The sequence below is a fragment of the Paenibacillus rhizoplanae genome, from assembly GCF_042684125.1.
GTDB classification, from domain to species: Bacteria; Bacillota; Bacilli; order Paenibacillales; family Paenibacillaceae; genus Paenibacillus_AQ; species Paenibacillus_AQ rhizoplanae.
The window spans coordinates 108,869-131,727 of sequence record NZ_JBHUKY010000035.1; the positions used below are offsets into that span (position 1 = coordinate 108,869).

The window sequence follows — 22,859 nt, forward strand, 5'->3', positions numbered from 1 at the left end:
TCCTTTCTCTGTAAATTATTCGGGTAGTGAAAAAAAGGCTGCTGGAGCGCTACCCCGACGCAGCCCTCTTCCTGTTCAGTCCGCTGCTATAGCGGCTGTGCTCTGCTTATTTCGTGTACGCGGCATTATATTCTTCGATGATCTTCGCCCCGCCCCGGCTCTTCCAGTTCTCCACTTCCTTCTCGAACCCGGCCTTATCCAGCTGACCGTACATATATTTGTAAGTGGCATCCGCAATAATCTGCTGAAGCTCTACGCCCTTGGACGTATAGGTAGCCGAGTCGAGCGCCGCCGTAGGATCTGCGACCCCGTATTTCACGTTCTCCAGCACCAGCTCCTCCGCATGAATCCGGCCCGGCAGCACGTTCAGACTCTGATACATGCCGTTCGTTTCGTATTCGCCGATGACGCTGTCTTTGAAGCCTTTGACCTCACGCTCGATCAGCTCTTTATTGTCGGTCGCTTTGGCCTTGCCGTCCACGACGGTGTAGTGCGTGCCTTCAATGCCCCAGTACATCAGGTTCGATACTTCAGGAGTCATCATGTAGTCGAAGAACTTCAGGATCTTCTTCAGCTCCGCTTCATCCTTCACCGCCGGTTTCGGGAACAGCACGACGTTGTTATAGCCGGGAATCATCCACTGGGCGAACTTGCCGTCAGGTCCAGCCACCATACTATGCGTATCCAGTACGGCATCCGGCACGTTCTTGATCAGGTCCTTGTTCAGGGAATCGATGTCCTGCATCGAACCGCCGATATAGAGCCCCGCCTTGCCGCTGGTGAACATATTGACCGCATCCGTCTTGCTGGTTGCCGCGAAGTCCTGGTTCATGTAACCGCCTTCGCGCAGCTTTTTGAAGAAATCCATCGTATCGATGTATTGCGGAAAAGTGAACTCCGGCGCAAGCTGGCCGTCCTTCTCGGCCCAGTTGTTCGGCGTGCCGAACCAGGAGGAGACGGTTTTGAATGCACCATACACTAACTCGTTGCGGTCAACAACACCGATGGTATCCTTTTTACCGTTGCCATCCGGGTCCTGCTCGGTAAAAGCCTTAGCCATCGCGAACAATTCCTCCGTGTTGGCCGGCGCTTTCAGTCCCAGCTTATCCGCCCAGTCCTTGCGGTAAATAATCCCTTGGCGGGCCAGCGGACGGCCGATGTACAGGGTATACAGCTTGCCGTCTACCTTCGTGTTACCCAGAATCTCCGGCTTCAGCTTGTTCAGGTTCGGGAATTCGCTGAGCAGCGGCCCGATCTCCCAGAACTGCCCGTCCTTGATCGCTTCCTTCATCTGCAGGAAGGTCGTCTGATTCTTCAGATACGTCACCTGCGGCAGGGAGCCGGTGGCGAACGAGGAGTTCAGCTTCTCTTCATACGTATCTGCCGGGAAGAACTGATAGGTCAGCTTCGTATTCGTTACTTTCTCCACTTCCGTCTTGATCGTATCCGGTGGAGTATCTGTCGTATTCAGCGGTAGCATAATCTTGATCTCTGTGGGCTTCTCCGGCTCTGCGGCCGGGTCCGTGGTTGCGGTTGTGTTGGTCCCGGTGCTGGCGCCCGGGTCTTTCGTAGCTGCCGCCTCTTTGTTGTTGTTACCGCCGCAAGCGGACAACATGCTGAGTGTCAGCAGCGAGCTTAGGAGCAGGGTGAAGGATTTTTTCGTCATTCCTCTTTGACCTCCGTTTAACTTGTATTGGTTACAAGCCTCACATTACGCTCTGCGCAGGATTACGAAAACAATCATTTGCTCATAAAGGTGCGCTGCAGCGGGAGGTGTGGGTTAATGATTATCGTGTGATGGGGGGATATGCATTGAAAGCTAGTGCGCGGGGGGCAGCAGTAGGCGGGATTGCGGTGCAGCGACGGGGGGGCGGGTTTGCGGGGGCGGGGCTGAGGTGGAGCGGGACTGCGCTGTAGGATGGGAGCTACGGCGGGCGGGACTGCGTGAGCTTTGGACTTCCGGCCGCTGTTAGGTTTGGATTTCCTGATTCGGACCGCTAGTTGCGGTAGAAATCCAAACCTAAAGGCGGACGCTCCCGCTCCTCCAGTTCCAAACCTCCCTCCGTCCCTTTCTGCCGCTCCAGGCTGGGGGCTTTCAAGGCCTATCCTTGAAGGAGCAAAGGAAATAGCCCCGCTGCTTCGCGCGGCGGGGCCTTATAGGGTAAGAAAGCTGATTAGTCTCGCTGTTACTCAGAAATCCTGCACAAATTACAACATTCCTCTTCATAAACTAACCATAATCCAAAAATGTTGCAGAAAAAGCAGCATTCTTTCTCTTCTAAGCAGCCCAAAGAGAAAATTTCTGCATTTCGTGCAACATTCCTTTGTAATGCTCTGGTATGGGCAATTCAGAGATGCATTATCTGCAACATTTTAAGGTAGTAGCTTGGAGTAGCTTAATGTACGTCATTTTACAGATCATAGTTTGGTACGTATTCAAATCGAATAGATAAATTCCCTCTCGCATCATATGCCCAATACGCGAAGACATAACAATTAGAATATTTATCTGTATTCTGTTCTAATTTTGCTGCCATTACGGCTTCAACGTCGTGAGCATCCACTAGCCAACCGCTTAAGTCTTCGATATACCAACCAAGTTCATTATTGGCGCAATCATTCCCTTCTCCTGAATCAATCACAAATTCTTTTCCAATCTCACGTGCCTTTGAAATCACGTAATCCATATATTCATCACTTGGCTCCAAAATCTTACCTCCTATGAATCAGACAATGTGTAGTTGAAACAAGTGATCAAACCTTCATTTAATATCTGCCAAAGTAATCATCTGAAAACTCTCCATCTATATTATAATCAACATGATAATAAAACATTTGAATACCCGTTTTTGGATGAACTAAATCATAACAAATTCTGAAGTATGGAAACTCTCTGTCACTATTGTTAATAAAGATGTTCACACATTTATACTCTATCAATAAATCCGAATATTTTACTCCCTTTGGCAAATTCCCCTTTTCATCTTTTAAAAAATTGATCGAAGATTTACTTACAATTTCTTCGAGTATTTTACGGGTAGAATTATTAATTTTTTCAAAATCATAAATGAGATTAAATGTCTGTTCTATTGATTTCAGATCCATACCTCTTATCACTTCCCATCTGTTCTCTCCGTCATAATTTTTTCTATACTCGACAGACTAGAATTGATTCCCCAGCCCTTCGTAGTCGCCGTTCGTATTTAGTATTGCATTACGTATTTACTTAATTAGACTCCTCTTACAGCATTCTTTATATAACTCTTCGCTTCAACCAGGGTTAACTGTGTAGATTTAATGGATACCTTTAATTCTTCTTTAGTTGTTTCATTATATAGTGATTTCTCACCCAATGAATTAAGTTCTCCAATTAATTTGTTTCCCAAAGAAGGGAGGTTACTTTGAACCTCGATGATGGAGAAATAATTATCTTCAGTCTGTACAGCAAAGAAACCTAATCGTCTATACTCCACATAGACTTGACCGCTCATTAACCCATTCCTTCCCCTTGCCATTATGCTTATCTTATTCTGTATTTTCATCGGCGTTAGCTTCATTTTTCGGCTGAAAAGATAGATCAATCATGAACGACCTCATTGACTTATTGTTGCCACATAAATATACTTATCATGGACACAAAAAGTGGGGTGAAGCGATGTCGTCCAAAAAGATGGGACGTCCACTATCTGACAATCCCAAAAGTGAATTGATTCGAGTCCGTGTCGATCAAGAGATTCTGAGCAAGCTTGATGCTTGCACCGAAAAGCTCCAAACGACCCGCTCCGATGTTATCCGCAAGGGAATTGAAAAGGTGTTTGACGAGCTCCAAAAATAAAAAAAGGAAGCAGCGTAAGTCCCGAGAAGAACACCGCTACTTCCTATCCCGCAATCGCTTGGATAAGCAGACTGCATAAATATCCTACCATGTGCAGGAAGCTCATTCAAGCGATGCGATGATAATAATGGGAGGACAAACATGAAAACAATTTTGGAAGCCCTGTACCACGGGAAGCTTCAACCTGATATGACCATTGTGCCGTCACATCCAGAATATCGTTCCGCATGCAAACAGGTAGCAGCAGAGATACAGCAATGGCGTGAACGTTTAGGGGAAGAAGTGTTTCTAGAATTAGAGGAATATTTGGACTTGTGCGACAGCGTGAACAACATGCATGTAGAAGCTGCCTTTCGTCATGGGTTCAAGTTGGGGGCAAACTTATTAATTGAAGTTATAGGTGATCGGGAAGCACTGTTATCTTAAAGGGCATCCATCTATGCGGAGAATCCGGTCAATCACAGGCCGGATTACCCCGGATTCGATATATAATCAACTGGCCCGTATCATTCCCGGGAGAAGTGCGGCATTAGACCAACTCTGAAATAAACATAGGCGTAGCTCCATGCTCACTCGAAAATCCACACTTATAATAAAATTCCACTGCACTCGGATAAGAAATCAGCACTTTATTTTTATATTCTTTATATCGTTTGAGCATAGTGGTCATCATTTCTCTACCTACTCCTTTCCCCTGATAACTGGGATCGATAAGCATATAATGGAAATACACTGTTAAAATACCATCAGACAGAGCATTTACCAGGCCAATAAGCCTATCTCCATCCCAAGCCGCCACAATGGAATGAGAGTTTTGAATTGCTTGCAGAAGCTCATTCGGATATTTCCCAGACTCCCAATTTACAGATAGAAATAACTCTTGCAGCGCCTCCTTAGTGATAAACTCAATATTTGAAGCGTAACGAATACTCATCTCAGCACCATCTTTCATTCATGTTTATTAGATACAGATCTTTTCCTCTGGACAGATTAACATTGAACAGATATAAAGATAATGGAACTTTCGAAGGAATATTTGTATTAATCAGCATAAGTCTAAGGAATGCCTTCGCGCGGCGGGGCTTTAGTGTAGACTGGTTTAACAATATAAAACCATGTAAACGGTGGTGTAAGAGTGCCTTACGTATCTGCATATAAACATTTCGACAACGCAAAAGACAGGTTAGTGTATCAGCCGAAAATAAATCCTTTTGATTACGAGATTCAGCAGCTTATTTTAGAAGCGGAGAGGAATATAGGTGCATTAGCAAGACTCGGCTTAAAAAGCCATCCTTTAACTCCTACTATTTTACGGAACTCTTTAGTTAAGACAGCGCATTTCACTACCAAAATCGAACAAAATAAACTGGAATTCAAAGAGGTTGAACAGCTTTATCAAAATTACAAAAAAAATCCAATGATGATTAAACAAAAAGCTCAAATCGAAGTTAAAAACGTTTTTGAAACTTATGAGTACCTGTACACCTTAAATCCAACCCTTGACTTATCAGATATGGATGAGTCTGTACTAAAGAAAATACAATATATTTTAATGAAAGAATTGACCGGTTATCCCGAAGGATATAGAAATATTCCAGTAGCTCTTCATGATGGTGATGGACATGTCAGTTATCAACCCCCAGCCTTTGCTGAGGTTCCGCGTCTCATGCAGGCTTACTTCGCTTGGTTGTATACCAGCGTAACCGGATACAGTAACCCGTATGATACTACAATTGCTGATTTTAATAAAAAGCTCCATCCACTCATCATTTCTGGAATAACTCATCATTTAATTGGCTATATCCACCCTTTTCCTGACGGTAATGGAAGAACCGCTCGTGCATTTTCTACCTTGGTCGGGTTGATTCATAGTGATTTAGCCACCATCAAGGATGCATTTAGTGTTGAAGAATTCTTCGATAAAAGAATTGAAGATTACTATGATACGCTGATGGAGGCCACACAAGGTAATTTAAAACCATTCATTGTTTTTTATCTGGAGTGCGTAAACGCATCACTTACGAAGGTTCTTAGACAACTACAGCGTTACGATAAAATCAAACATACTCGTGAATTGCTGGGCAGAGGACATGCCAAAACGATGTTTGAATGGATTAGCAGGATGGAAGATGGGGAGGTTTTCCATAGACAATTATTTGATAATACACTGGATGCCTCGTCCTCAAGTATTGCGAAGAATATTTCAAGACTTAAAGAACTGGGCGTAATTAAATCAGGCAAGGGCCGCGGAGAATATATTGTCTGTATCGTAGATTAGCCCCCTATCAAGCCCCACCGCTGAAGCGGCGGGGCCTTCTTTTGCATCAACAGCTCCATTCTGGAAATACGTATATTTCTGCACATCGTTCAGGTGTGTGCTTGAAGTCTGCTTGATTGGGGAAACTAGCTGGCTGATGTTACCGAAAAAATCCCACCACAAGAATCTGTAGTAGGACTTTAAGTTTAGCTTGTAGGATGATGGTGATTTGAGACTTGAAGGAATTATTCAGCCTTCTCCGTGATTGAACAATGTAATTCCAGGAGAGCTAGGCACGGTTGGCCCTACCACAATTGGCACTAAAATAATGCTAAAAACCGTAAGAAATATAACAACCTTTTTCTTCATGAGAAAACCCTCCTAAAAGTTGAGTTTGATACTGATCCTGAATTTCTTGATTGGCTACGTTTCTAAACCTTTCAAATAGAGTCACACATTCAAGTATATTCTTTTCATTATTTAAGTTTTGGAAATTTATTATAGTTTTTAACAATAAATCAAAACCTTTAGAGTGCTCCTCTTTATTTAAATAATAATAAGCAAGTTCATAAATTAAATTAGCTTGCCGATCCATAGCAAGGTTTCTGGAATAGCTGCCTTTAACAAGATCATTTAATATCTCTTCTATCTCTAGCTGATATAACTCAAGTGTTCTATCAATATTAAGTTGATTTTTATTAGCGGCTCTCAAAATATGTAATAGTCCCATGACTAGTTCATTTCTGTGCTTATCAATATAGCTTACATATGATCCCAATACCGTGATATCGCCACTCAATAGCTTTGTGATATAAATATTTGCCATTGACCATTCATGGAAGAGGTTTTTCCAATGCTCTACTGCATCACCTTGCTCTCTTACCCAACTTAAATCAGCATACGCATACTTGTAACCCAACGCCCCCTCATAATCCCCAAACTCATCACAAACATTGCCCCGCAACAAGTCACTGTAGGCGATATAGAAGAACAGGGGTCTGCCGGGGAGCTTGGTAGACTCGGACATTCGCCGTTCAGGCCGGACCTTCAAGTCATATTGAATCTTCGCCTTATGCCCCATCCTGGCGGCACATTCATCGACCTTGTCCCAGCGCTGTAAAGACCGGTATGTATTGGCAAGCTCTTTGAGTGCGTCGAGCTGATCTATTTCGTCCAAGCGCTCAACGAAAGGTTCAAACTGGTTGGCCACCCACAGGTTTCTGTCCTGATCATCGCTAAGCGAAATAGTAAACAACCGGTAATGGCAGAGCGCCAGCCGCTCTGAATGCTGGAATCGTTCGGTCTCGGCGACAATCTCGTAGATTGCGGCAGCAGCCTCCTTTTTCCCGGCGTTAAACAGCTCTTCAGCTGTATCGAACAACAGGGGCGCATACATCAGATTATCCATAACATGGCGGGCAATTCTCCGAATACTGTCCAGCTTGTCCAGCTCAGCACAGCGGAGCAACAACGGGCCAACCCTGCGCCAGTCTGTCGAACCTTCAATAATGTAATTAGTGATGTACAGATCGTAGAAGAATCCCTCCTCCTGTCCCATGGCCCGGGTGATCCGGTCCAACTGCTGCATCGCAATAGGCCGGTGCCCATTAATAATATTACTGAGTGTCCCGGAGTGAAGCTGTGAACGCTTGGCGAATTGGGTAATCGTCAAAGCCGTCTGTTTCAGATACTCCTCCAATTCCGATAAAATTGTGCTTGTTGCCTCCAAGTCACAACCACCTTTCTTATTATTTTTGGCAATAAATTGAATAAAATCCCTTTTATATATACAAAATATACCAGTGGTCGATTCAATTTTCAAGCTTTATTTATGTATTTTTCCTAAACTTTAAATTTTTGGCATTATGGTTGCCACTATTGGTACAATGGCCATCCCCCTCACTTTCATGAATAGAGTAATGCATAGTTTCGGACGCAAAAAAAAGACCTTGAGGATTCACTCAAGGCCTAAGAAAATGCTCACATCGAATAACCCAATATAATATCCCCGTTGTCTTCAAACTCCCCAGTCTCGGTGAATCCCACATCCTTATAGAGCTTATTGGCGGTTAGATTATGCGGAATATGCGATACCCTGATCTGTTTGCAGTCCTCCCGGGCTCTGAGCATCTTAATGACTTCTTTAATGGCTAATTTCCCATAACCTTTGCCCTGAAATTTGCCGTCAATCATAAATCTCAGAATCCAATAGTAACCGTCAGTATATCTCTCATTGTCAAACAGGATAAAACCGACCATCTTTCCTTCAGCAAAAATGCCGTAGGGTACAGAGGTAGGCTCATTTACCGCATGTACAAGGGACTCTGCATTACTTGCAACCAAGTCCAACTGCTCCGTGCTCACGCTCAATTGAGTGCATTCGTGTTCCAGCTCTGGAGTAATCTTATGTAATTCAACAATAGTCATAGTGTTCACAGCCTTCATTATGAATTGATCTTCAGTCAAGCTGAATGGTATAGATGATCTCCCCATCCTGATTCAAGCGCTGCTCACTGGTGAATCCTAATCCTTCATACAACTTCTGTGCTACTGAATTCTCTTGTTCCACCGTTAAGGATATTAAGCTGCACTTCGGATGAACCTCTTTAATGAACTTAATGATTTCAACCATTGCTTGTTTCCCGTAGCCTTTTCGTTGGTGCCTGTAGTCAATTTGAAAACCGCCGATCCAGTAATTATCTGAGCTGCCAGGTGTATATGAAATGTAAAAGAAACCAATGATACAGCCGTCTATGGACAGAATATACGGATCTAACGCTTCATCCCACGGTTTGATATAAGCATACACGAGCGACTCCATCACTGAAGGAACGAAGTGCCTATGCTCTTTACAGACAGATATCTCAAGAGCTTCTTCCCAATTCTGGGCGTTCACAGGTTGGATAACGATTGGTTCCATATTGTCTCCTTGTAATCTGCAAGTTAGAATAACCCTTATCTTACCACAATTTAGAAGTTATACGCGACATGGTGGGCTTATCTCTGAGTTGTTGTAACTCCAACTCTGTACACCCCTCACTCCTCCACCCCCCGCACCTTCGCCTCCGCCTCGGCGTACTCCTGAATAATCAGGCTGCCGCCGCTGTTCCGCCATTTCTCGACCTCCCCGGCGAAGCCGGTGGCGTCGATGTTGCCCAGAATATAGTTGTAGGTGGCATCTGCGATGATGGCGGAGAGTTCGGCATTCTTCTCGTCATAGGTCGGTGAGGTTAGCGACACGGTGGGATCATCGACCAGGAACTGCTCGTTATCCCGGCTGAGCTGATCCGCTAGGGCAGTGAGCTGCTCCTTTTGTGCGACCTCCTTGATATGCAGATTGCCCACATCGGCGATCATCAGGGAATTGAGCGGATTGACCTCATACACCCGCAGCTGGGATGTCTCTTCCGGAAGGATCACTTTGCCGTACCCGTCCAGCTTATAATGGCGGCCCTCGAAGCCGTAAGCCATCAGGTTGGCTACATCCTCATCCATCGTGCGGTCGAAGAATCCAAGCACCTGCTTCAGCTCCTGCTCGGTAGCAATGGCTTTACGTGAAAAGAGGTACAAGCCGTTGTACTTGGGTATCGACCATACCTTGTACCCATCCGGCCCTTTAATCCGGTTAATCAGCGTCAGCTCCGCCTTGGGGTTGATCGCCTTGGCCTCAATGGAGAGCCGCTGCACATCCGTCATGCTCCCGATGAAGATCCCCGCTGTTCCCCGGATGAATTTATCCCGTTGCACCTCTTTGCTGGTCAGGGCGAAATCCTGGTTAATGATCTGCTCCTTGTATAATTTACGCATGAAGTTCATCGTGTCCATATATTCAGGGGTGGCGAATTCCGGGATGAACTGTCCCTCCTCGATCTTCCAGTTATTCGGCGTGCCGAAATAGGAGCTTAACGTCTTGAATACCCCGTACACCAGATCGTTGCGGTCCACCAGTCCGAGGGTGTCTGCCTTGCCGTTGCCGTCCGGGTCATTCGTGGTGAACTGCTTCATCACCTCATACAGCTCCTCCAGCGTTCCGGGCGGACTGAGATGCAGCTTCTCCAGCCAGTCCTTGCGGATAATAATGCCCTGCCGGGAGGCCGGTCTTTCTGTATAGAGACCATAGATTCCCCCGTCCACCGAGGTCTGCTTAAGAATCGCCGCATTCAGCTGACTGAGATTCGGAAATTTTGCCAGATAGGGACCAATCTCCCAAAAGGCGCCGGAGCGGATCATATTCTTGACCGGATTATAATCGGTGAATTTCACGAATGTCACTTTGCCGAGTGAGCCGGTGGTCAGTGCGGTATTCATTTTGTCCGTGTAGACGCCCTCCGGCACCCAGGTAATATTGAGCTGAGTCCCGGTCAGTCTCTCAATCTCGGCGATCAGCTCCGCCGAAGGCGTCTGCGGAAAATGCAGCGGTGCCAGAATTGAGATCGGCGCCGGGGTATCCGCTGAATCGGAACGCTCAGACTCCCCCCCGCTGCAAGCGCTTAACGTAATGAACGATAAGAATAGGATGAAGCACCCTGCAAGAGCTTTCTTCCTGCCCGTTAACCGGTTGAACATTCCATAACCCCCTGAAGCGTAATATTTATCTGCCTTAGAAGCCTATCTATTGAATAATGTAGCTTATGTATGAATGATTAGAGAAAATGATTATTGCGGCACCAGATGATTATTGTTATTATCCTTCGTGATGCATACACTTAAGACAGTGATTTCCATATTTCATGCAAAGGTGCTGAACGCTGTTGAAACAGCTTAGCTTTCTCAGTAAATTAACTATGTTCGCGTTCGCCATCAGCATCCTGCCGGTGCTGTTCATTGGCTCGTTCTCCTATTTCACATCCTCCAGCGAAATTCAAAAAAATGTTAACGAAAGCAAAAAGGAACTCATTTTACAAATCACCTCAAATGTAGAGCATAAGCTGAATACTGTCAACCACACCTTGAACCAGGTCGTGAACTCTTCGGTGCTGAAGAAGGCGCTGAACAATCCGCTGAATGAAAACGATTTCATTTTATATAACGACATCCGCAATGAGATCCGTAATATGCAGTCCTTCGATACACGGCTGGAAGATGTCATCCTGCTCAATCAGCGCCAGAACTGGATGATCAAGAACTCCGGGCTCTACCGGCTGAATGAATACCGCAATTACGAGCAGCTCACGAATCTGCTGAATGTGGAAGGCTCCTCCTCATGGGTGCTGAACCCCTCCTCCCTGTTCTACAGCGAAGAGAGCATTAACGTGACCGGCTGCAAGTACAGCATCAGTCTGATTAAGAAGCTGCCCACGACCAAGCTGCAGAAATACGGACTGGCTCTGGCCAATATTCCCGCCTGCAGTCTTCAGGACTTCATTAATCCCGATATGCAGCCGCTGGACAGTATTATGGTGCTGGATAAAAGCGGACGGATTCTGCTGCATCCGGACCGCAATCTGATCGGAGAGCCTGCCGCAGCGGCCGGATTCACGGGCTTCGAGCAGATCGCCGCTGCCGCCGAGCCATCGGGACAATTCAAGACCAAGCTTAATGAAGCCGATTACTCGATCACCTATATGCGTTCCCAGTTGAACGGCTGGATCTATCTGTCGGCCACCTCCATCAAGAGTCTGACCCGCGAATCCGGCAAAATCGGCACCTACACGGTATTCGTCTGCACGTTCATGCTGCTGTTGTCTGTGCTGCTGGCATGGCTGGGCTCCCGGCGCATGTACACGCCTATCGAACGGCTGCTCACTCAGATTGGACTGCGCCGTCCCGGTCTGCGGGCAGGGCGTACGGATGAATTCCAGCTCATCGGCGAGCAGGTGCATTCCCTGTTCCAATCGAAGTCACAACTGGAGAAGGAGGTTAGCCAGCATCTCGGGCAGGTGCGGACCTTCTTTCTGATTCAGGCGTTCGGAGGCAATCTGAGAAGACGCGAGCTGATAGAGGAGCTGGAGCAATACGGGTACGGCAAGCAAGTCAAGGAGTGGAAGACGATGGCTGTCATTACGCTGAGCATCGACTTCTCCGAGGAGAACAGCTATGAGAAAAAGGACCTCAATCTGCTGTTATTCGCAGCTCATAATATGACTCAGGAGCTGGTCTCTGTGCAGCACAGGCTAACCCCTGTGTTGATGGGTCATGCGCTGGCGGTTGTCATCGGCAGTGAGGATGAGGGAACGGAATCTTTTCACCGGATGCTCTATGCGCTTACGGAGAAGCTCCAGCAGGAGATTAACGAGGTCCTGAAGCTGCAGGTCAGCATTGGGCTGAGCCTGCCGTTTCATTCGTTTGACAAAATGTCCATTGCCTACAGGGAAAGTCTGGAAGCCCTGAAGCACCGGATTACCCTGGGCAAAGGCATCATCATCCAGTACGAGAACCTTAACTCTGGCAAACATTATCTCAATTTGAACTACCCGACCCACACGGAAAATGACCTGATGGATGCCATCAAGCTGGCTGACAGCGATAAGGCGAAGGAGCTGCTGCATAAGCTGTTCAAGTGTATTTTCTCGCTGGGACTCTCGCCGCAGGAATATCAGATTCCGCTGACCCGGCTGCTGAACAATACGCTCATTATGATGCAGGAATCGGGAATTACGCTGAATCAGATCTACCACGCGAGCGGTTCCCTGTTCGAGGAGCTGACCGATCTGCATATCGTGGCTGAGATTGAGGACTGGTTCTGGACCATTGTGATCCAGCCGGTCATCGTCATCTTCCACAGCAGGCAGAACGCCCAGTATCATAATATCTCCGAGAAGCTGATCGACATCGTCCAGCATGAGTATGACCAGGATTTGACGCTGGAGGAGTGTGCTTCCCGGCTGCATTATAACGCGAACTACATCAGCAGTGTATTCCGCAAGGAAACGCAGTATTATTTCAGTGATTACCTGATCATGTACCGGTTCAAAATGGCCAAAAAATGGCTGGAGGAGACCGATATGCCCGTGAAGGATATCGCCTCCCGCCTGAGATACAACAATTCACAGAACTTCATCCGTTCCTTCCGTAAGCAGGAGGGGATGACCCCCGGCCAATACCGTGACAGCTTCCATACAAAGCTTAGAGCGGTCCCGGACGATGAGTAGGCGCCGTGGCTTCAGGCGGGGCCTTGGGCCTCTGCAGCTTTCTTTTTCTGATAAACCATGTAAGAAGTAAGGCCAGAATAAGCAAGATCCCGCCTACAGTAATCGCAATATTCCTGATATCCGGTACATAGACTACCAGCCGAATAGGCTCGGAATCCGCAAGGGACACATGCCAGGTTAACGTGTTGCCGTCTTGCTCTGCCGCATTATTAGCCCCGTATAGATCATAGGGAATCGTTAATTTGAAATCCACGGAGAAGCTGCCCATCAGCAGCCGCACCAGGGACTTCGGGACATTCAAGCTGCCGAGGCCATCGATAATCTCATCAGAGTAGGCATTCAGCTTAGGCTGGGCAACCACATCGTATTTGGTATACAGCCACCTGTCCGCCTGTCCCACTTCAGCCTCCACAATATCTATGCCGCTGCTGCTGTTCTTCAGTTCCTCCATTGAAGCATACGATTTATGAAATTGATATTCCGTTGATTTATCGCTTGCCGTCTTCTTCAGCTCTATGCCTGCGGCCGCCAGCCGGGTGGTCAGAAGCTCCTCCACCTTGCCGCTGACCAGCTTCTCTGCCCGGGCATCCAGCATAAGACTGAAGGCCAGATCCAGTGAGCCGTCCTTCTTCACGGTCACATGGGCCGTGCCTTGCGCGCAGCCTGTAAGCAGCAGGACAAGCATAAGCATAATCAGCATTGCCTTAATTCTATTCCCGTTCAACCTGCGTTTCCTCAACCTCTGTCCCTCCATCCGCTGACTGTTGTATTGCCTAACCGAACCTTGCAGAAGCAAATCTGCGCTTATGGAGTCAAGCTTATCACATGGCGGGGAGGTACAGAAAGCCCCCAGCCTGCGGATATCCGTAAGCTGGAGGCTTCCCTGCGCATAATCTTGTTATTTTTTCAAATGATAAGGGACGGTAGTGATAATTACATTGCGCCGGTACAGCAGATGCGCGCGGATCAGCAGACTGGACTGGTTATGCAGGATATTATGCCAGCCCTTCTTCGGAATGAATTGCGGGACAATGACGGTCACCTGATAATTCGATTCGCTGGCCTTGCGCTGAACTGTATCAATGAACTTGGTCAATGGATGGATAATGCTGCGGTAAGGCGAATACAGCGTCACCAGCCGTACCTCCGGATGGAATTTCTTCCACTTCTCTTCGAAAATAGCGTCATCCTCCCGCTCGAACGGGATGTGGACGGCGATAATCTGTTGCGCGCCCAGCGACTTGGCATACCGCAAGGAATTCTCTACCACATGGGTAATACCGGCCACCGGCAGGATGATGATATTCCCTTCAATCGCCAGCGGCGGCTCCCCGCAGGTCGTGATCCGCAGTTGGTCGGCTACCGCTTCATAATGCTTGTGGATGCGGTAGAAGAACAGGATAATCAGCGGCAGGAAGACCAGTACCGGCCAGATCTGCTGGAATTTGGTCAGGAAGAACATAATGGTAACGATGAAGCTGATGAGCGCCCCGGTCGTGTTGATCAACAGCTTAGGCAGCCAGCCTTCCGGCTTCTGCCGTATCCACTTGACCATCATCCCGGTCTGCGAGAGCGTGAACGGAATGAATACCCCTACCGCATACAGCGGAATGAGATGCTCGGTCCGGCCCTTAAAGGCAATGATCAGAATAATCGACAGAATGCCAAGGCTGAGAATTCCGTTAGAGTAACCCAGCCGGTCACCGCGCACAGTGAACATCCGGGGAATGAATTTATCCTTCGCCAGATTCACAGCGAGCAGCGGAAATGCGGAATATCCGGTGTTCGCCGCCAGAACCAGAATTAAGGCTGTCGTTCCCTGCACGACATAATACATGAAGTTGCGGCCAAAGACATGCTCGGCAATATCGGATACCACCGTGACCTGTTCACGCGGAGCAATGCCGTAATAATACGCCAGGAAGACGATGCCTGAGAATAACAGCGCGAGCAGAATCCCCATCGCCGCCAAGGTTTTAGCTGCATTATTCGGTGCCGGCGCCTTGAAATTGGGGATCGCATTCGATATGGCCTCCACCCCCGTCAGCGCCGAGCTGCCCGAGGAGAACGCCCGCAGCAGCAGGAACAGGCTGATTCCGGCCACCGGTGTTCCCAGTGAGGTGTGAAGCTCCGCCGGTACTCTTCCGGTCAGCACATTGAACAGGCCCAGACCGATCATAATGAACATCGCCAGTACGAACAGATAGACCGGATACGCCAGGAAGGATGCCGACTCGGTGACCCCGCGCAGATTGAGTGTCGTGATCAGAAGGACAAAGATGATGGCAATTATCACATTATAAGGATGCAGGCTCGGAAAAGCTGAAGTGATCGCATCCGTTCCCGCAGAGACACTGACCGCTACGGTTAGTATATAATCGACGAGCAAGGAGCCCCCGGCAATCAGACCCGGATATTTGCCCAGATTCTCCTTGGATACGACATAAGCCCCGCCGCCCTGGGGATAGGCGAAGATGATCTGCCTATAGGAGAGTATCAGGGCCAGCAGCAGCACCAATACCCCGCCTGCAATAGGAATGGAATACCAGAACGCGGCTGTACTAATCGTGATCAGCACCAGCAGAATCTGCTCCGGGCCATAAGCCACAGAGGACAAGGCATCCGAGGACAGAATGGCTAAGGCCTTGGTTTTGTTAAGCTTCTGTTCTCCCAGCTGATCGGACTTCAGCGGCCGTCCGATCAGGAACCTTTTTACCGAAGACATCATCATCACTCACCGACTTTTTTATTGTTATGTTACCCCTGGTGCACGATTAAAATCTGGACCTTTAATTGGATACAGACACTATTTTTGCTGCCGTTCGATACTACATTAATTCTTTTATCACCATCTGTATATATGCAGATATCCTAGACAAACCCCAAACAATGAATAACAAATGGAATTCGCCGAAAGACACAGCAAAAGGGACCAAGCAGGCTTTCCACTTCGTCCCATTTGCTTATTTCAGCTTTTTTTGCTATATTCAGCCATTTTCAGGATGTCTCAGAGCCAGTCCTGAGTAAGAAGCGTCCGCAGCAGCTCCACCTGCTCCCTGCCGATCCGGGCCGTGATTTCGGCCTCAATCTTCTGCTTGATCTCCAGCATACTCCGGCAAGCTGCTGTCCCCTTCGCAGTGAGCACGATAGGCTTGTCCCGGCTGTTCCCTTCCTTAGCAGCAGTATCTACGTAACCTTCGGCCAGCAGATTGTTGATCGTCTTTTGCGTGCCCTGGCGGGAAATGCTGATCAGCCTGCTGATCTCCGAAATGGACAGAACGCCGTGCTGCTCCAGCATCGCCAGAATATGTGTCTCCGTCTTATTCAGCGGCTCGCTGCTCATCTGGTTTACCTTGTCCCGCAGCACCTTATGCTTTTCGCTGATCATATCGACCAGATTCAACCCGCTGATATACTCATTCATCTACAAGACCTCCATTATAGAAATGCAGTTCCGTCTTAACGACAATCCATGTCGCCCAAATTGTCAACCAGGTTGACAATAATCCATCCCACTGCTACTATAAGTGAAGTTTGACAAACTTACATTTAAGGGAGTTCGGAAACATGGGCCGTAACAAAAAAGAAGCTTTAATTTTCACCAGTATGATGTGTTTTTGCATGGTTGTCTTTATGTCTTTTTACAATGTGATTATAGCGAACGGATTCAACAGCAGACTGCTCACGGATGTGGCTGTGGGCTTGCTCCCGGCACTTGCCGTGGCCCTGTTCTGTGATATTGTGGTGGTTGGCAGAGTTGCCAAAGGGCTGGCCTTCAAAATAGTGAAGCCTTCTGCGCCCCAGATCCGCAAAGTGCTGACGATCTCGTGCTTCATGGTCTGCGGTATGGTCATCCTCATGTCTCTATACGGCACACTAGCACACTTCGGATTCGGGGACAACTTCTTCCGTCATTACTTCTCCATACTGGGGCTTAATTTCATCTGCGCCCTGCCGCTACAGCTGCTGGTGGCCGGTCCGCTGACCCGCTTCCTGTTCAGCCGGATGTTTCCGGTCCGTACGACAGCACCGGGCGTCTAAGGTTAAGGTTGGCTGAAACCCGTTCTCCGCGTTCCCGCCATACCAAAAAGGGTGTTCAGCAGGCTAAACCAATCTTTACCTGCTGTTTTCATCACAGACAGGGGAGCATAGCACGTAATATGATAAGCACATTATCATATGGTTGAAGGAGCAGCTTTTGCATGACGATGAAACAAGAATTCGATAATCTCATGGCGTTCGCCAAGGATTTAATCAATGAGAATCTCGGCTTTTATTACGATATCAATTATGGTTATTTCCAGCCGGAGACCCACCCGATCGTGGACTTCATAAGGCTGATAGGCAGGCGTATTCAGAGCCAGCTCATGCTGACGCCCGCGCTCTATGGGGAGGTCGATCAGATGGAGCGGATGTTCTCGGACAACCTGTTCTTTGATGAATGGGCCGAGGTTACGCTGGACGGACGGAGCTTCCACTTCCTGATGCGGCAGATTGACAACAGCAGCAGAATCATCAACCTGGCACGTGATCTGGTCTTCCCCTCCCCCTGGATTCCCCGCAAGCTGCGCGACAGTCTGATCCGTATCGGTGAAGGTACCCTGAACGGAAGCTGGCGGCAGGATAAGGATCATCAGGTTACCCTCTGGCTCCCTCTTGGCATCTCCTTCGTGGAAGGCTCAGGACATCATTCTATCACGGCGGGGATCGCCAAGGGCGAAGGGGAGCTCTACCCCACCTCGGTGTATGACATCAGCCTCATCTATGATCACGTGTATGCCGACGGCAGGTATTACTACAGAACGCATGACCATTCGATCATCTCCGAGGTTCATTTCGTGGAATGCGCCGCCATCTTTGAGATCGGCCGGATCATGGCAGCGCAGAAGATTATTTTCTGAAGCTCCTGCGGGGAGTTCAACTTCAAGTGCCGTAAATGGCTGCTTGGTATGGCCCTTTGTCTGTTTTACGAGGCACCCCGCTTCGCGCGGATTCAGAGGGATTTATCCCTCTCGTTTGCTCGTCCCGCCCACTTACGGCGGATTCAGGTGCACTTTTGCTCCTCCTTTCCTCGTCCCGCCCACTTACGGCGGAGACAACGCAAACTTGCTTTCAGCATGAGCAACTCAAAAAGCCGCGAACCCGCCCAAATTGGACGGTTCACGGCTTATTCAAGTAGTAGCTCTCTGTACGAGCTGGAATTCAAGCTCCTGCTGCCCGGTCTCTTTTCCCCCCAGCTTGCTGATAATCAAATAGAGCGCATTCTGTGCCTGCGCGGCAATCGGATTATCAATCGAGGTGATCCCCAGCGTATGGGACAGCTCCGTATTGTCGAATCCGACAATCGCCAGCTCCTCCGGCACCTTGACCTTAAGCCTGCGGGCCTCGCTCAATATACCTGCCGCTACCATATCATTGGCGCAGAGGATGGCGTTTGGATGCCCTCCTGGACTCAGCAGCAGTCCCCGGATCAGCTCTTCACCTTGCCGGATGGAGTAGATGCCCGTCTGCGACCATTCCGGGTTCACCTCCAGATGATATTTGCGGGCTGCATCCTGGTACGCCTGTATCCGCCCGGAGGTATTCATACTGGTCGGCCTGCCCCAAGCATTGGCAATCCGCGTATAACCCCGTCCGATCACATGCTCAAGTCCCAGCATATATCCGTCATATTGATTCATGGCGACACTCTGAATCTCCGGAAGCTCCATCCGCTGCCAGGAGACAATTGGCCCGTATTTGCAATAGTAGCCAAGGAGCGCCTGATCGTTGACGCAGGTGCTGATCACCAGCGCATCGACTCTTTTACGCCGCATATCCTCGAAGGCTTGCAGCTCTTTGGCCGGATCGCCCCCGGAGGTATAGATAATCGTCTGATATCCGTGCTGGCTGGCGGTCTCCACGAAGCTGTTCAGAAAAGGCAGCATCACCTCGTTGATCCCTTCCGTCACCATCCCGATCTGCATCGTCTCTCCTCTGGACAAGGAAATGGCATTACCGTTCGGCACGTAGTCCAGCTCTTCCATAATCTTCAGGATGCTCTCCCGCGTCGCCTGACTTACATGGGGAGAACGATTCAGTACTCTTGATACCGTAGCCTTGGAGAATCCCGACAGTTTGGCGATTTGATCCAGATTCGACATGATGGCACTCCTTACATAAATTCTCATCTTTTAAATAATACTTGACATGTAACGCGTTACAACATTTAGCATGGAATTATGGGACATATTAATAGCTTACCATATCTGACCATAACTATAAAAAAGGCGGGATAATCCATGAGTACTCCATTTCCTGAAGGCTTCCTGTGGGGCGGCGCAGTAGCTGCCAATCAATTGGAAGGCGCATATAACGAGGACGGCAAAGGCCTGTCCACCCAAGACGTAGCTCCGCAAGGAATCAAGGGGCCGATTACCGAGGTGCCTACCGAGGATAATATGAAGCTGGTCGGGATCGACTTTTACCACCGGTACAAAGAAGATGTTAAGCTTTTTGCCGAAATGGGCTTCAAGGTCTTCCGTACCTCCATCGCCTGGTCACGGATCTTCCCGAACGGAGATGAGCTGGAGCCGAATGAGCAAGGCCTGCAATTCTATGATGACCTGTTCGATGAATGTCACAAATACGGCATTGAGCCGCTGGTGACCCTCTCCCACTACGAGACTCCGCTGCACTTGTCGAAGCAGTATGACGGCTGGGTCAACCGCAAATTAGTCGGCTTCTACGAACGGTATGCCAGAACAGTATTCACCCGCTACAAGGATAAAGTGAAGTATTGGCTGACCTTCAACGAGATCAACTCGATTCTGCACGAACCCTTCATGAGCGGCGGAATTTACACACCGAAGGACAAGCTGAGCAAGCAGGATCTGTATCAGGCCATTCATCACGAGCTGGTAGCAAGTGCTACTGCGGTCAAAATCGGACATGAGATCAACCCGCAGGCCCAGATCGGCTGTATGATTCTAAGCATGCCAACGTACCCGCTCACACCTAACCCGGACGATGTCATTGCGGCAATGAAGTCAGAGCATATGAACTACTTCTTCGGGGATGTGCATGCAAGAGGCGTGTACCCTGGCTACATGAAACGTTACTTCAGAGAGCACGGCATTGAGATTCACATGGAGCCTGGAGATGCTGAGTTACTCAAGCACACCGTAGATTTCATTTCATTTAGCTACTATGTGAGCATCTGTGAGACCGGTGACAGCAGCAAACGCACCCAGGAAGGCAACCTGATCGGAGGCGCACCCAATCCCTACCTGAAGGCTTCCGAATGGGGCTGGCAGATTGACCCGCAGGGTCTGCGTTACGTGCTGAATATGTTCTATGACCGTTACCAGAAGCCGTTGTTTATTGTAGAGAACGGACTCGGGGCCAAGGACGAGCTGGTCACCGGCGAAGACGGCGTGCCGACCGTTAATGACGACTACCGGATTGAGTACCTGAATGACCATCTGTTGCAGGTAGGCGAAGCCATCGAGGACGGCGTTGAAGTCATGGGCTACACCTCTTGGGGCTGTATTGACCTGGTCAGTGCATCAACTGCAGAGCTAAGTAAACGCTATGGCTTCATCTACGTTGACCGCCACGACGACAACACAGGAACACTGGAGCGCTACCGCAAGAAATCCTTCCACTGGTACAAGGATGTTATTGCTACCAACGGACAGAGCCTGCGGCGCTCAGGCGAATAGAATAACCAGACATCACAGGTTGTCCCGAAAAGCCTCAAAAAGGCTGATGGGGGACAGCCTTTTTTAAGTTGTGGTAATGGTAGCGACAGCGCCCCATTCCGCCGTTTTTTGCCTACCCCTCCCCCCGATAACTGAAGATATCAATTTCAGTTGAATACGCCATTAACAAAAAGCGGGAAGGAGCGGAGGGGAAATTTGGAACTGTAGGAGCGATAGCGACCGCCTTTGTATACGGATTTCAACCGCAAACAGCGGCTTGAATCTAGAAATCTGTATACAACAGCGGCCGGAAGTCCAAATGTTCACCGCAGCGACGAGTTTAAGCTTTGCGTTACTACCATTTCATCTCATATTTCATCTCGTATTCCATCTCGTATTCCATCTCATATTAATATCTTCAGTCAGCTCCTTTACCATTTTGAAACTAATTGCCCAAAAGGTTAGGATATACTAGCCACAGATGAATCCTAAGGAGCGTAACTGGAATGAACAAATATACCTTCGGCCTCAGCAGCCTCTTATTCTTTAGCCTGATCGCCTCCGGCTGTGGCACCATGAAGACACCGAGCGATCTGCTTCAAGCCCCATCACAGGGGAATAGCGACGGCAATCTTACCGGAATCGTCAAATCCTTTCTACCGGCCAACGCGCATTTAACGGTACCGATCCATTCAGAATCCGGCAGTGCGATTCAATTACAGGATCTGGACAAGGACGGGCAGGAGGAGCTCCTCGCCTTCTACAAGACAGACAAAACCGATTATGAGATTAACACCCTCCTACTCTCGCAGCAGGACGGCAAGTGGACCAAGCTGGCTAACCTTACCGGGGTGGGCAGCGAATTGAACGAAGTGTCCTTCACAGATGTTACCGGTGACGGAGCGCAGGAGCTGCTGCTCGGATACGGCGGCGGGGAGGGATTAAGCAAAGAGCTGGCGGTCTACAGCCTAAGCGGCGGCCAGCTGGCCGAGCTGCTTAAGCAGCCTTATGACCAGCTGGTTCTTGGCGACCTGACCGGGAGCGGGCATACCGACATTACCTTGCTTCAGAGCACCTACACCACAGATAATTTACGTGAGACCCATCTCCTGTTGCTACGGCTCAAGGAAGGTAAGCTGCAGACCTTATCCGACCAGAAGCTGGACGGTAATGTGATCGAGGCCCAGTTCGGCAAGGCGTCCCCTACACGGGACGCAATCGTCATAGATGCCGCCATTGGCGCACATGCTTCTTATACTTCATTGCTAACTTGGGAAAAAGACAGGTTTACTGATATACTGGCAACAGATGATTATCAGCGTACCGCGCTCGCTGCAAGCAAGGATCTGGTGCTGTCTCCGCCAGCCGTCTCTCCTGACCTGCTTGGCAGCAGCAGTATTGCAATTAAGGACTACCCGCAGTCCAGCCTGGATGTGAATAATGACGGGATCTTGGAATTCGGCTTCCTGGTGCCGCCAGCCGGTACGAAGAACATGGCTCCCCTGGCGACCCCATTCATCACCAAATATTATCAGTGGGACGGACAGTCCGGCCTGACCTTCGTGCAGGAGCAGTTCGACCGCTGGGGCTTCAACTTCCGTATTCCCAAGTCCTGGGCGGGCCAGACTCTGCTCGAGGTTCCGGGAGAATCACCCCAGCCCTGGGAGAAGCTCCTGTTCAGCTATAAGAATGCCGGGTCTGCTGTGAAGGCTCCGCTGCTGGAGCTTCGCCTGCTGACGAAGAAGGCCTGGGCTGCCGCAGAGGTTCAGCTGAAGGCTGAAAATAGAGAGTATAAGCTGCTGTATGAGCAAGGGAACTCTAACAATGACACGGAGCCTACCCTGTTCGTTGCCGTAATGCCCGCAGCGGATGCCGCCGGCAAGCTGCAGGGGGCCGACCAGCAGACTTATAATCTGCTGAAGCTGACACTGGATGAAGTCGTTCAGCTGGCCGGCACACCCCAGAAGCCCCGGCAATAAGAAGGAGAGCTGTTC

21 protein-coding genes are annotated in these 22,859 nt (G+C 48.9%); 8 read left to right on the forward strand and 13 right to left on the reverse strand.

What is annotated here, in order from left to right:
• Nucleotides 1–106: 106 nt before the first annotated feature.
• From ACFSX3_RS21830 to ACFSX3_RS21845, 4 genes are all read right to left on the reverse strand, one after another.
• Nucleotides 107–1,666, reverse strand: coding sequence for an extracellular solute-binding protein (locus tag ACFSX3_RS21830; RefSeq protein ID WP_209993235.1), 1,560 nt, complete (start codon nt 1,664–1,666; stop codon nt 107–109).
• A 745-nt stretch (nt 1,667–2,411) separates the two neighbouring features.
• Nucleotides 2,412–2,708, reverse strand: a complete 297-nt coding sequence (locus ACFSX3_RS21835) for a hypothetical protein (protein ID WP_209993236.1) — start codon at nt 2,706–2,708, stop codon at nt 2,412–2,414.
• A gap of 58 nt (nt 2,709–2,766) precedes the next feature.
• A complete protein-coding gene (locus tag ACFSX3_RS21840; protein ID WP_209993237.1) occupies nt 2,767–3,105 on the reverse strand; it encodes a hypothetical protein in 339 nt (112 codons plus the stop codon).
• Between the two features lie 125 nt (nt 3,106–3,230).
• Nucleotides 3,231–3,542 (reverse strand): hypothetical protein, encoded by a 312-nt coding sequence (locus ACFSX3_RS21845; protein ID WP_209993238.1) that lies wholly within the window; start codon nt 3,540–3,542, stop codon nt 3,231–3,233.
• A gap of 41 nt (nt 3,543–3,583) precedes the next feature.
• Here ACFSX3_RS21845 and ACFSX3_RS21850 point away from each other — a divergent pair, with 41 nt between their 5' ends.
• Both ACFSX3_RS21850 and ACFSX3_RS21855 read left to right on the forward strand, forming a co-directional pair.
• Nucleotides 3,584–3,835 (forward strand): CopG family transcriptional regulator, encoded by a 252-nt coding sequence (locus ACFSX3_RS21850; RefSeq protein ID WP_379313256.1) that lies wholly within the window; start codon nt 3,584–3,586, stop codon nt 3,833–3,835.
• Between the two features lie 141 nt (nt 3,836–3,976).
• Nucleotides 3,977–4,261, forward strand: a complete 285-nt coding sequence (locus ACFSX3_RS21855) for a DUF6809 family protein (RefSeq protein WP_209993239.1) — start codon at nt 3,977–3,979, stop codon at nt 4,259–4,261.
• A 103-nt stretch (nt 4,262–4,364) separates the two neighbouring features.
• Here the strand turns inward: ACFSX3_RS21855 and ACFSX3_RS21860 are convergent, their stop codons facing one another.
• Nucleotides 4,365–4,769 carry a GNAT family N-acetyltransferase gene (locus ACFSX3_RS21860; protein WP_209993264.1) on the reverse strand — a complete coding sequence of 135 codons (405 nt, stop codon included), beginning with the start codon at nt 4,767–4,769 and terminating at the stop codon, nt 4,365–4,367.
• 201 nt (nt 4,770–4,970) lie between these two features.
• On the opposite strand from ACFSX3_RS21860, the gene ACFSX3_RS21865 reads away from it, so the two are divergent.
• A complete protein-coding gene (locus ACFSX3_RS21865; RefSeq protein WP_209993240.1) occupies nt 4,971–6,113 on the forward strand; it encodes a Fic family protein in 1,143 nt (380 codons plus the stop codon).
• Nucleotides 6,114–6,423: 310 nt separating this feature from the next.
• Here ACFSX3_RS21865 and ACFSX3_RS21870 read toward each other — a convergent pair whose 3' ends face one another.
• The 4 genes from ACFSX3_RS21870 to ACFSX3_RS21885 all read right to left on the reverse strand — a co-directional run bounded on the left by ACFSX3_RS21870 (nt 6,424) and on the right by ACFSX3_RS21885 (nt 10,658).
• On the reverse strand, nt 6,424–7,821 hold the full coding sequence (locus ACFSX3_RS21870; protein ID WP_209993241.1) for a helix-turn-helix transcriptional regulator: 1,398 nt from the start codon (nt 7,819–7,821) through the stop codon (nt 6,424–6,426).
• 251 nt (nt 7,822–8,072) lie between these two features.
• On the reverse strand, nt 8,073–8,519 hold the full coding sequence (locus ACFSX3_RS21875; protein ID WP_209993242.1) for a GNAT family N-acetyltransferase: 447 nt from the start codon (nt 8,517–8,519) through the stop codon (nt 8,073–8,075).
• A 31-nt stretch (nt 8,520–8,550) separates the two neighbouring features.
• Nucleotides 8,551–9,012 carry a GNAT family N-acetyltransferase gene (locus ACFSX3_RS21880; RefSeq protein WP_209993243.1) on the reverse strand — a complete coding sequence of 154 codons (462 nt, stop codon included), beginning with the start codon at nt 9,010–9,012 and terminating at the stop codon, nt 8,551–8,553.
• A 116-nt stretch (nt 9,013–9,128) separates the two neighbouring features.
• Complete coding sequence (locus ACFSX3_RS21885; protein WP_209993244.1) at nt 9,129–10,658, reverse strand: extracellular solute-binding protein; 1,530 nt, start codon at nt 10,656–10,658, stop codon at nt 9,129–9,131.
• A 185-nt stretch (nt 10,659–10,843) separates the two neighbouring features.
• Between ACFSX3_RS21885 and ACFSX3_RS21890 the strand changes: the two genes are divergently transcribed.
• A complete protein-coding gene (locus ACFSX3_RS21890) occupies nt 10,844–13,183 on the forward strand; it encodes an AraC family transcriptional regulator (RefSeq protein ID WP_209993245.1) in 2,340 nt (779 codons plus the stop codon).
• Here the strand turns inward: ACFSX3_RS21890 and ACFSX3_RS21895 are convergent.
• The 3 genes from ACFSX3_RS21895 to ACFSX3_RS21905 all read right to left on the reverse strand — a co-directional run bounded on the left by ACFSX3_RS21895 (nt 13,158) and on the right by ACFSX3_RS21905 (nt 16,607).
• Nucleotides 13,158–13,922: a hypothetical protein gene (locus ACFSX3_RS21895; RefSeq protein WP_379255080.1), complete on the reverse strand. Its 765-nt coding sequence runs from the start codon at nt 13,920–13,922 to the stop codon at nt 13,158–13,160. The two genes, ACFSX3_RS21890 and ACFSX3_RS21895, sit on opposite strands and share 26 nt — an antisense overlap.
• A gap of 159 nt (nt 13,923–14,081) precedes the next feature.
• Complete coding sequence (locus ACFSX3_RS21900; protein ID WP_209993265.1) at nt 14,082–15,911, reverse strand: APC family permease; 1,830 nt, start codon at nt 15,909–15,911, stop codon at nt 14,082–14,084.
• A gap of 279 nt (nt 15,912–16,190) precedes the next feature.
• Nucleotides 16,191–16,607 carry a MarR family winged helix-turn-helix transcriptional regulator gene (locus ACFSX3_RS21905; RefSeq protein WP_209993247.1) on the reverse strand — a complete coding sequence of 139 codons (417 nt, stop codon included), beginning with the start codon at nt 16,605–16,607 and terminating at the stop codon, nt 16,191–16,193.
• 143 nt (nt 16,608–16,750) lie between these two features.
• Here ACFSX3_RS21905 and ACFSX3_RS21910 point away from each other — a divergent pair, with 143 nt between their 5' ends.
• Both ACFSX3_RS21910 and ACFSX3_RS21915 read left to right on the forward strand, forming a co-directional pair.
• Complete coding sequence (locus tag ACFSX3_RS21910) at nt 16,751–17,224, forward strand: DUF2798 domain-containing protein (RefSeq protein ID WP_209993248.1); 474 nt, start codon at nt 16,751–16,753, stop codon at nt 17,222–17,224.
• A gap of 161 nt (nt 17,225–17,385) precedes the next feature.
• Entirely contained in the window at nt 17,386–18,084 is a 699-nt protein-coding gene (locus ACFSX3_RS21915) for a DUF6710 family protein (RefSeq protein ID WP_209993249.1), read from the forward strand.
• Nucleotides 18,085–18,354: 270 nt separating this feature from the next.
• Here ACFSX3_RS21915 and ACFSX3_RS21920 read toward each other — a convergent pair whose 3' ends face one another.
• Complete coding sequence (locus ACFSX3_RS21920) at nt 18,355–19,326, reverse strand: LacI family DNA-binding transcriptional regulator (protein ID WP_209993250.1); 972 nt, start codon at nt 19,324–19,326, stop codon at nt 18,355–18,357.
• A 138-nt stretch (nt 19,327–19,464) separates the two neighbouring features.
• Between ACFSX3_RS21920 and ACFSX3_RS21925 the strand changes: the two genes are divergently transcribed.
• Both ACFSX3_RS21925 and ACFSX3_RS21930 read left to right on the forward strand, forming a co-directional pair.
• Nucleotides 19,465–20,886, forward strand: a complete 1,422-nt coding sequence (locus ACFSX3_RS21925) for a glycoside hydrolase family 1 protein (protein ID WP_209993251.1) — start codon at nt 19,465–19,467, stop codon at nt 20,884–20,886.
• A gap of 485 nt (nt 20,887–21,371) precedes the next feature.
• Nucleotides 21,372–22,844, forward strand: a complete 1,473-nt coding sequence (locus tag ACFSX3_RS21930; RefSeq protein WP_209993252.1) for a hypothetical protein — start codon at nt 21,372–21,374, stop codon at nt 22,842–22,844.
• The last annotated feature ends 15 nt before the right edge of the window (nt 22,845–22,859 follow it).

Coding starts and splice junctions, on each gene's coding strand:
- ACFSX3_RS21830 (WP_209993235.1), bottom strand. CDS start 1,666: ATGACGAAAAAATCCTTCACCCTGCTCCTAAGCTCGCTGCTGACACTC.
- ACFSX3_RS21840 (WP_209993237.1), bottom strand. CDS start 3,105: ATGGATCTGAAATCAATAGAACAGACATTTAATCTCATTTATGATTTT.
- ACFSX3_RS21845 (WP_209993238.1), bottom strand. CDS start 3,542: ATGAAAATACAGAATAAGATAAGCATAATGGCAAGGGGAAGGAATGGG.
- ACFSX3_RS21850 (WP_379313256.1), top strand. CDS start 3,584: ATGAACGACCTCATTGACTTATTGTTGCCACATAAATATACTTATCAT.
- ACFSX3_RS21855 (WP_209993239.1), top strand. CDS start 3,977: ATGAAAACAATTTTGGAAGCCCTGTACCACGGGAAGCTTCAACCTGAT.
- ACFSX3_RS21860 (WP_209993264.1), bottom strand. CDS start 4,769: ATGAGTATTCGTTACGCTTCAAATATTGAGTTTATCACTAAGGAGGCG.
- ACFSX3_RS21875 (WP_209993242.1), bottom strand. CDS start 8,519: ATGACTATTGTTGAATTACATAAGATTACTCCAGAGCTGGAACACGAA.
- ACFSX3_RS21880 (WP_209993243.1), bottom strand. CDS start 9,012: ATGGAACCAATCGTTATCCAACCTGTGAACGCCCAGAATTGGGAAGAA.
- ACFSX3_RS21885 (WP_209993244.1), bottom strand. CDS start 10,658: ATGTTCAACCGGTTAACGGGCAGGAAGAAAGCTCTTGCAGGGTGCTTC.
- ACFSX3_RS21900 (WP_209993265.1), bottom strand. CDS start 15,911: ATGATGTCTTCGGTAAAAAGGTTCCTGATCGGACGGCCGCTGAAGTCC.
- ACFSX3_RS21905 (WP_209993247.1), bottom strand. CDS start 16,607: ATGAATGAGTATATCAGCGGGTTGAATCTGGTCGATATGATCAGCGAA.
- ACFSX3_RS21910 (WP_209993248.1), top strand. CDS start 16,751: ATGGGCCGTAACAAAAAAGAAGCTTTAATTTTCACCAGTATGATGTGT.
- ACFSX3_RS21915 (WP_209993249.1), top strand. CDS start 17,386: ATGACGATGAAACAAGAATTCGATAATCTCATGGCGTTCGCCAAGGAT.
- ACFSX3_RS21920 (WP_209993250.1), bottom strand. CDS start 19,326: ATGTCGAATCTGGATCAAATCGCCAAACTGTCGGGATTCTCCAAGGCT.
- ACFSX3_RS21925 (WP_209993251.1), top strand. CDS start 19,465: ATGAGTACTCCATTTCCTGAAGGCTTCCTGTGGGGCGGCGCAGTAGCT.
- ACFSX3_RS21930 (WP_209993252.1), top strand. CDS start 21,372: ATGAACAAATATACCTTCGGCCTCAGCAGCCTCTTATTCTTTAGCCTG.